Raw genomic sequence first — 12,832 nt, 5'->3', positions numbered from 1 at the left:
CCGGGACAGGCCGGTGAACGGCTCGATCCACTCACTGCAAGACGCGGTGATGACCGGCGATGACACCCGGCCATCCTCCACGACGCCCGGTCGGCAGACCTATCCGAGTGACGAGACGTCCTCTGGCCTCGTGCGGGTGGACACCACCCCGAACGGCCCGTCCCCGGACGAACCGTTCGGGGCGAGTGCTACAACCAGATCTTCCAGGTGCCCTGCGAGACGACGTCAGTGGTGGAGGCGGGGGCGCCACCCTGTTGCACGACGACTGCGACCACGACCGCGGTCAGGGCCAACGCCACCACAATGGCGACGAGGATCGGGAGGAGGTAGGGGTGGGCGTCCGTCCGGAGAGAAACGTTGGGCTCGACCATAGCGGTCTCCGTCGTATCGGGAATGTCCGATGAGGACGCCGCCAGAATAGTGCTCGGTAACGGCCAGCACATCAGACCAAAGACTTAATCGGCCAGTTCCCGGTGCCGGCCGAGGACCGCACGGGTTCACCGGTAACGCCTGCCCGTCCGGGCCGCGGACTGGGCCTGGCGCTGCGCTTCCGCCCTCAACAGGGGCCCAGAGCGTAGGCGACCCAGTCGCGCCGGGACGACGTCGGCGCCGATCGGCCAGCCCGCGAGGCCCCAGGTACTCCGCCGACCGGTCGGTTCGGTTCCGGCCGCATGAAGTGCCGACGCAATGGCTGCAGCGGTCCACCGCACATGTCCGCCAAGCGAGAAACGGGGATCCACGTGGTGGTGGATCCCCCGCGTGTGTGACTAAGCGAGTATCACCATGGGCTTATGCAGGCAGAAGCCTGCGCTGCCGAAACGAGTACAGCAACCGCAGCGGCGGACGCCACAAGAGCGATCCGGCTTCCGTAAGCACGCGCACGAGTCATGTCTACTGTTCCGTTTCTTCCGGTCAACGGACGGCCGGCCAGGTTCGTCGCCCGTGACGGCTAGGCTGCCGGAACGCCCGATGGCTGTCCATACCCGAGCCCGGCGGATTGGTGCCGATCCCAGGTGCTGCTCGCCGCCGTCACGGTGTTCTTTCCGGTATTCCTCGACACCGCGGCCGGCGTACGCGAGGTCGACCCCGGGCTCATCGACGCGGTGCGCCTGATGGGCGGCAGTCGCCGGGCCGTCGCGTGGAAGGCCGTGCTGCCTGCGTCGATGAGCGGGTTGCGCACCGGGCTGCTCGTCGCTTCTTCCGCGACGAGGGCCTGCCGCTGGGAGAGCGCCCCCGTTGGGTACCGGCGTGAAGTCCGCTGCCGCCCTGCAGTCCGGCAGCATCGACATCGCCGCCGGCGTGATGACCGACGCGCTGAACCTGTACCGGATCATCAAGAAGGCCCGGGTGATCGGGACCCTGACGAACGAGTACTACATCGACGTCATCGCCGGGCGCGTCAGCGGAACCGAGGCGTGGCTGAACTACCTGCTCGGTCAGCAGGGTCTGGACGCCGAGAGGGACATCACGATGGTCAACCTCGGCTCCGACGTGTCCGCGGCGCTCGGTGCGCTCAAGACCGCCCGGGTCGGCGCGCTGTCGTCCTTCCAGCCGGTCGGGCAGCAGGCGGACGCCAACGGCAGATTCAGGGGACCCGGCACGGCGCAGGGCCTGCTGCAGAAGTACCGGACGACAATGAACACCGAGGCCGTGGAGGCACTGGTGCCGGTGCTGCGGGCCGAAATCCCGGCCGATCCGGCCCCGAACCAGGCCGCCTACGACAAGTCCGGGGCGTTCCACACCCGGCTCGTCAGAACCGCACGGCCGCACCGGGCGATAGGCATCGGGCCGACGGGGACCGAGCAGCTGGTGCACCGATCGGCGGCTACCCGAGCAGGCCCGCGAGCAGGCGTAGCCGTTCGGCGTCGGGGCTGTGCTCGGGGGCGGTGTAGACGATCAGCACCGGGCCGGGAGCGCCCGGCATCGGGTAGGCGTCCCAGTCGAGGTTCAGCGTCCCGACCATCGGGTGGTCGATGCGCATCTGCCCCCGCGTCGTCTCCTCGACGTCGTGGCGGGCCCACAGCGTGGCGAACTCGTCGCTTCCGACCGCGAGCTGCCCGACCAGTTCCACGGCGCGCGGGTGACCCGGCGTGGTGGCGACTTGTCGTCGCAGCATCCCGGTGAGTTCGGCGGCGGTGGCTGCCCGGTCCGGGCAGGTCTGGTCGGCGTCCGGGTGCAGGAACAGGGCCAGGAGGTTCCGTTCGTGCCAGGGCAGCCCGGTGAAGCCGCCCAGCAGCGCACCGCCCAGCGGGTTCCAGCTCAGTACGTCCAGGAAGCGGCCGACGACCAGCGCGGGCGACGTCGTCGACCGCAGGAGCCGCAGGGTGGTCTCGGGAACCTCCTCCGGCTCGTACCGTCGTGCGGCGTCGACCGGCGTGCGCGCGGCGGCGGCGAGGCCGTGGAGGTGCCGGGTCTCCTCGGGGGAGAAGTTGAGCGCGCGCGCCAGGGCGTCGAGGACCTGGTCGGACGGGCGCACGTCGCGGCCCTGTTCCATCCGCTGGTAGTAGTCGGAGCTCACTCCGGCCAGCAGCGCCAACTCTTCGCGGCGCAACCCGGCGACACGACGGCGCGGGCCGGGTTCCAGACCGACGTCCTGCGGGCGCAACCGGGTGCGGCGAGTGCGCAGGAACTCGGCGAGTTCCTGTCGGGGGCTGTCAGCCGTGGTGTCGGACACCACCTCAGTATTTACCCGCCGGCGGTGATCAGGGTGGGTCCGGCAGTCCCAGGACAAGGGGAACGACCGTGCTTGCGCCGGCCGGGCCCAGCATTGGCCGGTAACAGCGGACGGCGGAAGGAACACGGCGATGAAGGCCGCGCAGATCACCCGTTACGGCACTCCGGACGTTTTGCGGATCGAGGACGTCGACCGCCCTGTGCCTGGTCCGGGCGAAATCCTGGTCTCGGTGACGGCGTCCAGCGTGAACGGCCACGACGTGTTGGTCCGGTCGGGTGCCGTGAAAATCATGACCGGACGTCGCTTCCCGATCGGTGTGGGGCTGGACTTCGCCGGTGTCGTCGCCGCGGCCGGCAGCGAGGTCGCGGGTCCCGAGGTCGGTGATCAGGTGTGGGGAATGGTGCACCCGCGGGAACGGCACACGGTCGCGGGAGCCGCGGAGTACGTCGTCGTCGCCGCGGACCGGGTCAGCGCCGCACCGGCGGGTGTCTCGCCGGTGGAAGCCGCCTCACTGGTGGTGGCCGGCGCGACCGCGTTGATCGGGCTCCGCGACACCCTCCGGCTCGGCCCGGGAGAGCGGGTGCTGGTCCGGGGCGCCGCGGGCGGGGTCGGCACTGCCGCCGTCCAGCTGGCCCGTGCGATGGGCGGCGAGGTCACGGCACTGGCCCGGGAGAACCATGCCGGAGCCATCCGCGAGTTGGGCGCCGCCGAGGTCGTCGACTACCGCACCACGAGCGCGGACCAGCTCGGTGAATTCGACGCGATCTTCGATACGGTCGGCACCGAGCTCAGCCACTTCCGGCGGCGGCTGAGTCCCCGCGGCCGGATGGTCACCATCGGGCTCTCGGGTCCCACCATTGCCGCCATCGCGGCGTCGAGCGTCCACGGCTCCCGCCGGATCCGCGCGTTCAGCGCGAACCCCGGCACAGCGCTCCTCCACGACGTCGCCGACTACGTGACCTCCGGGGCGCTGCTGCCGGTCGTCGACAGCGTGTACGCCCTGACGGACATCGCGTCGGCGCACCGGGCCTTCGAGCGGGGCGGTGCGATGGGAAAGCACGTCATCGACATCAGTCTGTGAACGCCGGTGCGCGCTGCTCTTTGCTTCCGGCAGGAGTGGATCCAGGGAGGAACCTCCTGGCGATCGATCGGCGCTCGGCACCGGCGCATTATTTTGACCTATCACTTGCTTGGTTCGCGGGATAGGCTGAGCCGATCGTCGTCGACGAGGGGAGTGCGGAGTGGCGGTCGGCATCGACCTGTCGGGACAGGTGGTCCTGGTGACCGGCGGGGGGCGCGGAGTCGGCCGGGGCATCGTCGAGAGGTTTCTGGACGCCGGCGCCGAGGTGGAGATCTGCGGCCGGAACCGGCCGGACGCGCTCGGCGCCGTGGCGGGCAGGCAGCCGCATTTCCGCGTCGTCGACGTCCGGGATCCGGCTCAGGTCGACGCGTGGGTGGCCGATGTCGTCGGCCGGCGTGGCCGGATCGACGTCGCGGTGAACAACGCCGGCGGGGCTCCGTACGCCGACTTCGCCGAGGCCTCACCACGGTTCCACCAGCGGATCACCGAACTCAACTTCCTGGCCGTCGCCTACGTGTGCCGTGCCGTCCACCCGGTGATGGTGGCCGCCGGCCACGGGGCGATCGTCAACATCACGTCGATCTCCGCACGCCGGCCGAGCCCGGGAACCGCGGTGTACGGCGCGGCCAAGGCCGCGACCGAGAGCCTGACCGGCAGCCTCGCCGTCGAATGGGCGCCTCTGGTCCGGGTCAACGCGGTGAGCTGCGGCCTGGTGGCGACGCCGGGCTCGACCGACCACTACGGGGACGCCGGCCAGGTTGCCCGGGTGGCAGCCACCATCCCGCGTGGTGTCTTCGCCACACCGGCCGAGATCGGGGACGCCTGCCTGTTCCTCGCGTCGCCGCTGGCCTCCCATGTCACGGGCGCGGTGCTCGACGTCGACGGCGGCGGCGAATGGCCCGCCTTCCTGCAGCACACACCGAACGCGTGACCGGCGTCCGGCCCGCCGCGGTTCGCGGTCGGCCGGGGCGGGTTCAGTCCTCTCCGGCCAGCACTCGCTTGAGGACCTTGCCGCTGGCGTTGCGCGGCAATTCGTCCAGGACCACCACGTCGCGGGGTGCCTTGAAGTTGGCCAGCCGATGCCGGCAGAACGTGATCAGGTCGTCCGGGTCGAGGTCGTGGCCCGGGCGCACGGTGACGTAGGCGCGCGCGACCGATCCCAGCCGTTCGTCCGGGATTCCGATCACCGCGGTCTCCGCGACGTCGGGGTGGTCGGCCACCACGTTCTCGACTTCGGCCGGGTAGACGTTGAAGCCGCCCACGGTGAACATGTCCTTCAACCGCCCGGTGATCGTCACGCATCCGTGCTCGTCGGTGCGGCCGAGGTCGCCGGTGTGCAGCCAGCCGTCGGGATCGATCGCGGCCCTGGTCGATTCCGGATCCTCGAAGTAGCCGAGCATGACGTTCTCACCGCGGATCCAGATCTCCCCGTCCACCCCGACCGGCTGTTCGCTACCGTCCGCTCCGGCGATGCGCACCTCGAGGCCGGACACGGCCGGTCCGGTGGTTTCGGCGACGTGCCGAGGATCCTCGCCGGGCCGCGACTGGGTGGCGACGACGCACTCGGTGAGGCCGTAGGCCTGCCCGACCTGGTCGAATCCCAGCTCGTCGAGCATCCGCACGAACAGGTTCTCCGGCACGGACGCCGCACCCGCGATCGCGAAACGCAGCGACGAGAGGTCGAACCGGTTCCGCTCGGAACTGTTGAGCAGCGTGGTGAAGATCGTGGGTGCGCCGGGCAGGACCGTGATCCGCTCGCGCTCGATCGAGCTCATGAGCGCGACCGGGTCGAACGTGCGCACCGGATAGACGGTGCTGCCTGCGGTGAACGCGGCCACGAAGCCGGCCTTGTAGCCGAAGCTGTGGAAGAACGGGTTGACGATCGCGTACCGGTCGGCGGGGCTCAGTCCGGCGCCCCGGGCCCATACCGCCGCGACGCCGATCGTCTGCCGGTGCGCACTCATCACTCCCTTGGGCAGTCCGGTCGTGCCCGAGGTGTAGAGGATGTCGCAGACGGTGTCCGGGGTGACCGCGGCCGCGGCGGCCGCGGCCTCCGCCGGGTCGGCCCGCTCCGCACCCGCCAGGAAGTCCGTCCAGCGCACGGCGTCCGGGTGGCCGCTGTCGCCGAGATCGACGATCGTGTGCAGGTGGGGCGGCCGGTCTCCGCTCTCGGCCAGCATCGTCAGGTAGCCGGTACCGAGGAATCCGTCGGCGACGACGAGCGCGGACGCGCGGGACCGCTCCAGGATCGTGTGCGCCTCCGGTCCGCGATAGCGAGTGTTGAGCGGGACGACGGCCGCCCCGATGCGTTGCGCGCCGCAGAGTGCGACGACGAATTCCGCCTGATTGGGCGCCCAGACGGCGACGCGGTCACCGGGTCTGACCCCGGCCGCCCAGTAGGCGCGGCTCGCTACCTCGACCTCGTGGGCCAGGGCGGCATAGCTGAGCCGCACCGCGCCGTCCACGATCGCCGCACGGCCGGCGTATCGCTCGGCCGCTTCGGCAAGGAGCCCTGGCATCGTCCGTGCGGTGGACATCACTGCCTCCCTGAGCAAGTGCTTGTTCAGTAAACTGTGGCGGGCCGTAGTTCGACGGGTCGCCGAGAAAGGAACGCGCCATGGTGTCGACGGAGTCCGTACCGCGGTCGAAGCGGCGCGCCACGTCCCCGAAGTCGGTGAACCGCCGTGCGCAGTTGCTGACGATCGCTGCGGAGCTGTTCTCCACCCGGGGATACGTGCAGACCACGACTCGGGACATCGGGGACGCGGCCGGCATCCTGTCCGGCAGCCTTTACCACCACTTCGGCTCCAAAGAGGCGATGCTCGACGAAATCCTCCGGGACCTCATGGGTGGACTCCACAGCGCCTTCGCCGAGATCGTCGAGCGCACCACCGGACCCCGCGCCACTCTCGAGGGTCTGATCCGATGCGCGTTCGCGGTGATCCACGACAGTCCGCACGCCGTGGCGCTCTACCAGAACGAATCCGCGCTGCTGGCTCATCTTCCCGGGTTCTCCTACGTGGCCGAGACCAGCAACGACATCGCCGTGATCTGGCTGGACGTGCTGGCCGCCGGCCGGCAGGAAGGCGTCTTCCGCGACGACCTCGAGCCGGGCGTCACCTACCGGCTCATCCGCGACTCGGTGTGGGGCTCGGTGCGCTGGTACAAGCCGGACGGCAGGCTCGGGCACGAGGTCGTCGCCGAGCACTATCTGGCGATGCTCTTCGGGGGACTGCTCGCCGCGTGAGGGATCATCCCCGCACCTCCCGGTTCCGCAGGCTCTTCGGGTCGATCACCGTCCGGATCAGCCGGAGTTCCTCGTCCGTCGGAAGACGGGTCGGCGGCGCGGACGGGCACTCGATCGGGAAGCCGGTATTGGCCTGCACCTGTTCCGCCGTGACTCCCGGATGCAGGGAACGAACCTCCAGCCGGCCGCCGGCGTCGTAGCCCAGCACCGCGAGGTCGGTGACGACCAGACCGAGATCGTGGAAGCGCAGCGAGCTGCTCGGATGCGCCCGCGCCCGGTCGTTGCCCACGCCACAGACGACGTCGACGGATTCGACGAAGACCTTCGCCGAGTGGCGGGACACCCAGTAGTCGGTGCGGTGGTTGACGGTGTTGCCCGGCGCGCCCCGGGCACCGATCAATTGCCGGGTCGGGCGGTCCCAGTCGCCGATCAGCGAGATGTTCTGGTTGCCGTAGCGATCGATCTGGCTGGCGCCCATCATGCTTTGCCGCCGCCCGGAGTTGAGGATGTCGAAGATCCGGCTGAACGGCACCCAGCCCTCGATCGTCCCGCCGTCGGCGGCGGTGCCACCGAGTGGGGGCGGCTCGCTCATCAGGAACGCTTCGCCGTCGGTGAGGACCAGGTCGGGCGAATGGGTCAGCCTCGCCAACCGGGCGCTGATCGTCGGTACCGTGCCGACCGCGTGCGCGAGGACCTCCCCGGCGCCGCGCCACGCGTCCGCGCACGCGGTCACGCAGATCTCGGCCCGCGTCACGTCGTCGGTCATGCCGGCGCTCCTTCCCGCGTTCGCAGGGTGTTCACCGCTGTCTGGTACTGCTCCTCGTCGCCGGCGAGGTAGGCGTCCGTGAACGCCCGCCAGGCGTCCGGGTCGGCGGCGCTCGCGGCGTAGTGGCGTTGGAACGCCTCGTCCCGCGAGTAGTCCGGTTCGCACGAGGTGAAATGGGCCCCGTTCGGAGCCTCCACGACGTGGCTCACGAACAGCCGGCTGACCAGCAGCGACTGCGGGGGCGCCGAGGCGGTGAGCTCCGCGGTGCCCACCAGCCGCTCGACCGAGAGAACGCAGCGATCAGCCGCCCGGGCGAGCAGATCGTCGAAATACGGGTCCGGGCCGAGGTATTGCCCGTTGCCCTGCGCGTCACCGCGGTTCAGGTGGATCAGTGCCACGTCCGGACGGATTCCCGGTACGGCGACGTACACCTCGTCGTCGTACGGGGACGCGATCGTGCGTAGATCCGGATTGCGGCGAAGGACGTCGCTCTCCAGGCCGGCCCGGGTCGGCAGGAACGAGAGCCGGTCGGCGCCGGCGCGCAGCGCGGAGACGAACATGCCCTCGTCGTACTCGGTGACCGGCAGGCCGTGCTGTTCCCTGGCCGCACGGAAATGCGGATCGAGCGGAATGCTGTCCAGCGACACGAAGCCGTAAACGACCCGGCGGACCTTGCCCGCGGCACAGAGCAGCCCGACGTCCGGGCCGCCGAAACTCACCACGGTCAGATCGGTGACGTCGCTGCGGAGCAGTTGCCGAACGAGCGCCATCGGTTTGCGCCGGGAGCCCCAGCCGCCGATGCCGATCGTCATGCCCGACTCGACGTGGCTCGCCACGTCCGCGAGCGGGAGGGTCTTGTCACCCATCCGGTCTCCTTGTTCTCTCATCGGACCGTCACGGTCGGTGGCTCGCCGACAGCCCGACGTGAGGGATGCCGGTCACACGTGCCTCAGGAGACGCCGACGGTGCTCACGGGCGGTACCGAACAGCTGCGCGGTCGCGTGTGCCCGTTTGAAGTAGAGATGGGCATCGTGCTCCCAGGTGATCGCGATTCCGCCGTGCATCTGGACCATCTCGGCGGCGACCGCGGTAAAAGCTTCGGAGCACCAGGCCTTGGCGCACGCGGCCCGGAACGGGAGGTCGGCCGGATCGTGCGCGGCCGCCCAGGCCGCGGCCAGGAACATCGACCGGGCGCTCTCGACCTGGACGAACAGATCGGCGAGCCGGTGCTTCAGCGCCTGGAACGAGCCGAGTGGCCGTCCGAACTGGACGCGTCCGGTCAGATAGTCGACGGTGCGTCCGAGTGCGGCTTCCGCCGCGCCGACCTGCAGTGCGGTGACCGCGACCGCCGCGACGTCGCGCAACCGGGCCAGGGCCGCGGCGGCGTCGGTCGTGAGGGCCGTCGCCGGTGTTCGGTCGAGGGTGAGGGTCGCGAAGCGCAGGGTGGGATCGAGAGCGGGCGTCGCCGTGCGGACGAGGCCGACCGCTGTGGTCGCGACCTCGAACAGCCCGACGCCGTCCGGAGTGTCGGCCACCACGAGCAGCAACTCGGCCTCGGCACCGTCGAGGGCGAGCGTCGCGGTACCGGAAAGCAGCCACTCGTCGCCCGTGCGCCCGGCCACCACGTCGGACCCGTCGGTTCTCCATCGACCCTGCCTGTCGGCCCAGGCCAGCGTGCCGATCGTGCGGCCTTCGGCCAAGGCGGGGAGCAGCCGGGCGCGATCGGCCGGACCGGCCGCGAGCAGGACCGCCTGGGCGGCCAGCACCGCCGAGCCGAGCAGGGGACCGGGGGTCAGGCCGGCGCCGAGGCGCTCCGCGACGACCAGCGTCTCCAGAAGAGTGAAGCCCGCGCCGCCGTCCTCCTCCGGGATCGCCAGGGCTGCCGCACCGATCTGGTCGCACAGCGTCGTCCACAGGACGTCGTCGTAGCCCCGGTCGGACGCGATCGACGCGCGGAGGTCGAGGGTGTCGGCGCGGCGCCGGACCAGCCGGGTCACGGCCTCCGCCAGATCCTGCTGGTCGTCGTCGAGGGTCAGCCGCACGGCTCACACCCCCTTCAGCGCGGTGGCGATCCGCGCACGGTGGAACGCCGGCGTGCCCCAGGCGCCGAGCAGGGCTCGCACCCGCAGGATCAGCAGGCTCAGGTCGAATTCCCGGGTGTAGCCGATCGCTCCGTGCAACTGCAGTGCGGTGCGGGCGGCCCGGTGCGCGGCGTTGCCGGCCAGTACCTTGGCGGCCGACACCTCAGAGGCTGCGTCCTGCGGTACGGACCCGAGGGCGCGCGCGGCGCCGACGACGAGTGGGCGGGCGAAGTCCAGGCCGACCCGGACGTCGGCCAGCGCGTGCTTCACGGCCTGGTATTCGCCGATGGGGCGGCCGAACTGCCTGCGCGCGACCACGTAGGTGACCGTCTCGTCGAGCAGCCGCTGTCCCGCGCCGACGAGCCAGGCGGCCGTGCCCAGCGCCGCATGGTCGGCCGCCCAGGCGCCGGGGACTCCGATCCGGTCGGTGGCGACCAGCTGGTTGAGCTTTCGCGCCGGATCGAGCGAGCGGAGCGATCGGTCGGCCCGGGCGCGGTGCAGCACGCCGTCCGACAGGAGATAGGCGTGCGTGGTCGTGTCGGCGTCCAGCGCGTACGGGGCCCACGGCAGCGCCGCACCCGTCACCCGCGCCGTGCCCTTGGCCAGCTCGGGCAGGACGTCCGGATCGGCCTCCACCAGCAAGGCCGGTGCGAGTGCGACCGATTCGACCCATGGCCCGGGCGCACCGTGGTACCCGAGCCGCTCGAGCGCAACGGTCACGTCGAGCGGTGTGCCGCCCAGCCCGCCGTGTTCTTCCGGAATGCCCAGCGCGGTCACGCCGAGCGCGGCCAGGCGTTCCCAGAGCGACACCCCGTCGGCGATGTCGCCGTCGGCCCATCGCCGCGTGACCCGGGGAACGTCCGCGGCGGCCAGCAGAGCGTCGAGCGCCTCGGCGAACGCCCGCTGCTCGTCGGTGAGCCGGAATTTCATGCCCGGGCCCTCCGGTCGTTCCCCCGGGGCAGACCCAGCAGGCGCTCGGCGACGATCGTCCGCTGGATCTCGTTCGTGCCGGCGTAGATCGGCCCGCCCAGAGCGAAGAGGTAGTCGTCGGTCCACGGTCCGGCCAGCTCTTGGTCCGGGCCGAGCAGGTCGAGGGCGGTCTCGTGCAGACCGATGTCGAGTTCGGACCAGAAGAGCTTGTTGACGCTGCCGTGCGCGCCGACCTCTCCGCCGTTGCGCAGACGGTCGACGGTGTCCCACGTGTAGTAGCGGTAGGCCTGGGCACCGATCCACGCGTCGACCATCCGATCGGTGGCCGCGGGCTCGGCGGCTCCGCGTTCGCGCCAGAGTTCCACCAGCCGGTCGGCGGCAGCGAGGAATCGGCCGGGGGATCGCAGCGACAGGCCGCGCTCGCTGCCCGCGGTGCTCATCGCGGTACGCCAGCCGTCTCCGGCGTCACCGAGGACGCCCGAGTCGGGGACGAACACCTCGTCGAAGAAGATCTCGGCGAATCCGGCGTCGCCGTCGAGCTGGGCGATCGGCCGGACGGTGATGCCGGCCGCGTCGAGCGGGAACAGGAAGTACGTGAGGCCGCGGTGGCGCTCGGCGTCCGGGTCGGAGCGGAACAGGCCGAAGCCGAAGTCCGCGAACGGTGCCCGGGAGCTCCAGATCTTCTGACCGGACAGCACCCACCCGCGACGATCCTCGTCCCTGCTCGCGCGGCTGCGGATCCCCGCCAGATCGCTACCGGCCTCGGGTTCCGACCAGGCCTGGGCCCAGACGTCGGTGCCGTCGGCCATTCCGGGAAGGATGCGTTGCTGCTGTTCGGGAGTGCCGTGGGCGAAAACGATCGGGGCGAGCAGCGAGATGCCGTTCTGCGCGATCCGGGTGGGGGCGCCGGACCGGTAGTACTCCTCCTCGAACAGCACCCACTCGACCAGCGAGGCGTCGCGGCCTCCGAATTCCTCCGGCCAGGCGACGACCGACCATCGCGCGGCCGCGAGTTCGCGTTCCCAGTCCCGGTGCGCACGGGCGCCGGCCGCGGTGTCCATCGACGGCAGGCGGCCGGGCGAGTGGGCCCGCAGCCACTCCCGCGCCTCGGCGCGGAACGACCGCTCCGCGTCGGTGAGCTCGACGCTCATGCCGGTCCGGACGCGGCGCGCTTGTTCGACTCGGCCATCGCCCGGGCGTCCAGGCCGGCGAGCGAATCGGTGTCGACCTCGGCGTTGTGGGCGTGCGCGGCATGGTGCAGTCCGAACACGGAGTCCATGCCGGTGCGCAGCCCCTGGAGGTCCTCGGCCTGGTTGACGGCCTTCTTGGCCAGCGCGAGCCCGAGCCTGGGCATCTTCGCGACGCGCTCGGCCAGCGCGAAGACCGTGCTTTCCAGCTCGTCCCGGGGAACGACGTGGTTGACCATGCCCAGCGCGTGCGCGCGCTGGGCGGAGAACCGGTCGCCGGTGAACAGGAACTCCTTGGCCGCCCGCGGGTTCATGACCCAGGGATGGGCGAAGTACTCGACGCCGGGAATGTTCATCCGGACGACCGGATCGGAGAAGAACGCGTCCTCCGAGGCGATGATGAAGTCGCAGGACCAGGCGAGCATCAGGCCGCCCGCGATGCAGGCGCCCTGCACCATCGCGATCATCGGCTTGGGCAGCTCCCGCCACCGGCGGCACATCCCGAGGTAGACCTCGGACTCGCGGGCGTACCGGGAGTCCACGCCCTGCTTGTCGGTGTGGTCCCACCAGATGACGGCCTTGCGCTCGAAGGATTCGTCGATGTCGCGCCCGGGAGTGCCGATGTCGTGACCGCCGCTGAAGTGCTTCCCGGCGCCGGCGAGCACGATCACCTTCACCGCGTCGTCGTCGACGGCCCGGACGAACGCGGCGTCGAGGGCATAGGTGACCTTCGAGTTCTGAGCGTTCGTGTACTTCGGCCGATTGACCGTGACCAGCGCGACCGGCCCCCGCACCTCGTAGGTGACGACCGGTTCGCCGTTCTCGATGACCGGCTCGTACGTCGTCATGGTCGTTCCTCCTCGTCG

The 12,832-nt window shown here is 70.7% G+C and carries 13 protein-coding genes; 4 read left to right on the top strand and 9 right to left on the bottom strand.

The window, feature by feature from the left end; genetic code table 11:
* Positions 1-188: 188 nt before the first annotated feature.
* Positions 189-371 (bottom strand): hypothetical protein, encoded by a 183-nt coding sequence (locus tag ACIBZJ_RS05105; RefSeq protein WP_395925635.1) that lies wholly within the window; start codon positions 369-371, stop codon positions 189-191.
* Between the two features lie 642 nt (positions 372-1,013).
* On the opposite strand from ACIBZJ_RS05105, the gene ACIBZJ_RS05100 reads away from it, so the two are divergent.
* Complete coding sequence (locus ACIBZJ_RS05100) at positions 1,014-1,892, top strand: ABC transporter permease (protein ID WP_395925633.1); 879 nt, start codon at positions 1,014-1,016, stop codon at positions 1,890-1,892.
* On the opposite strand, the gene ACIBZJ_RS05095 is transcribed toward ACIBZJ_RS05100, so the two are convergent.
* Positions 1,826-2,674: a helix-turn-helix transcriptional regulator gene (locus ACIBZJ_RS05095; RefSeq protein ID WP_395925631.1), complete on the bottom strand. Its 849-nt coding sequence runs from the start codon at positions 2,672-2,674 to the stop codon at positions 1,826-1,828. The genes ACIBZJ_RS05100 and ACIBZJ_RS05095 overlap by 67 nt on opposite strands.
* Positions 2,675-2,804: 130 nt before the next feature.
* Here ACIBZJ_RS05095 and ACIBZJ_RS05090 point away from each other — a divergent pair, with 130 nt between their 5' ends.
* On the top strand, positions 2,805-3,755 hold the full coding sequence (locus ACIBZJ_RS05090; protein WP_395925629.1) for an NAD(P)-dependent alcohol dehydrogenase: 951 nt from the start codon (positions 2,805-2,807) through the stop codon (positions 3,753-3,755).
* A 160-nt stretch (positions 3,756-3,915) separates the two neighbouring features.
* Entirely contained in the window at positions 3,916-4,686 is a 771-nt protein-coding gene (locus ACIBZJ_RS05085) for an SDR family oxidoreductase (RefSeq protein ID WP_395925627.1), read from the top strand.
* A gap of 43 nt (positions 4,687-4,729) precedes the next feature.
* On the opposite strand, the gene ACIBZJ_RS05080 is transcribed toward ACIBZJ_RS05085, so the two are convergent.
* Entirely contained in the window at positions 4,730-6,292 is a 1,563-nt protein-coding gene (locus tag ACIBZJ_RS05080) for an AMP-binding protein (protein WP_395925625.1), read from the bottom strand.
* Positions 6,293-6,372: 80 nt separating this feature from the next.
* Here ACIBZJ_RS05080 and ACIBZJ_RS05075 point away from each other — a divergent pair, with 80 nt between their 5' ends.
* Entirely contained in the window at positions 6,373-7,002 is a 630-nt protein-coding gene (locus tag ACIBZJ_RS05075; protein ID WP_395925623.1) for a TetR/AcrR family transcriptional regulator, read from the top strand.
* A gap of 4 nt (positions 7,003-7,006) precedes the next feature.
* Here ACIBZJ_RS05075 and ACIBZJ_RS05070 read toward each other — a convergent pair whose 3' ends face one another.
* The 6 genes from ACIBZJ_RS05070 to ACIBZJ_RS05045 all read right to left on the bottom strand — a co-directional run bounded on the left by ACIBZJ_RS05070 (position 7,007) and on the right by ACIBZJ_RS05045 (position 12,814).
* A complete protein-coding gene (locus ACIBZJ_RS05070; protein WP_395925621.1) occupies positions 7,007-7,768 on the bottom strand; it encodes a CoA-transferase subunit beta in 762 nt (253 codons plus the stop codon).
* The gene (locus ACIBZJ_RS05065) at positions 7,765-8,634 is read right to left on the bottom strand and encodes a CoA transferase subunit A (protein WP_395925619.1); all 870 of its coding nucleotides are present in this window, start codon (positions 8,632-8,634) and stop codon (positions 7,765-7,767) included. Before ACIBZJ_RS05065 ends, ACIBZJ_RS05070 begins: the two co-directional genes overlap by 4 nt.
* A gap of 72 nt (positions 8,635-8,706) precedes the next feature.
* A complete protein-coding gene (locus ACIBZJ_RS05060; protein ID WP_395925617.1) occupies positions 8,707-9,810 on the bottom strand; it encodes an acyl-CoA dehydrogenase family protein in 1,104 nt (367 codons plus the stop codon).
* A 3-nt stretch (positions 9,811-9,813) separates the two neighbouring features.
* Positions 9,814-10,779, bottom strand: coding sequence for an acyl-CoA dehydrogenase family protein (locus tag ACIBZJ_RS05055; RefSeq protein WP_395925615.1), 966 nt, complete (start codon positions 10,777-10,779; stop codon positions 9,814-9,816).
* Positions 10,776-11,930, bottom strand: a complete 1,155-nt coding sequence (locus ACIBZJ_RS05050) for an acyl-CoA dehydrogenase family protein (RefSeq protein ID WP_395925613.1) — start codon at positions 11,928-11,930, stop codon at positions 10,776-10,778. Before ACIBZJ_RS05050 ends, ACIBZJ_RS05055 begins: the two co-directional genes overlap by 4 nt.
* Positions 11,927-12,814, bottom strand: coding sequence for an enoyl-CoA hydratase (locus tag ACIBZJ_RS05045; RefSeq protein WP_395925611.1), 888 nt, complete (start codon positions 12,812-12,814; stop codon positions 11,927-11,929). Before ACIBZJ_RS05045 ends, ACIBZJ_RS05050 begins: the two co-directional genes overlap by 4 nt.
* Positions 12,815-12,832: the final 18 nt, after the last annotated feature.

The organism is Cryptosporangium sp. NPDC051539, from assembly GCF_044454545.1.
Taxonomy (GTDB): Bacteria; Actinomycetota; Actinomycetes; order Mycobacteriales; family Cryptosporangiaceae; genus Cryptosporangium.
Note: the sequence above shows the minus strand (reverse complement) of the source record. Positions and strands in the feature narration are given on the sequence as shown.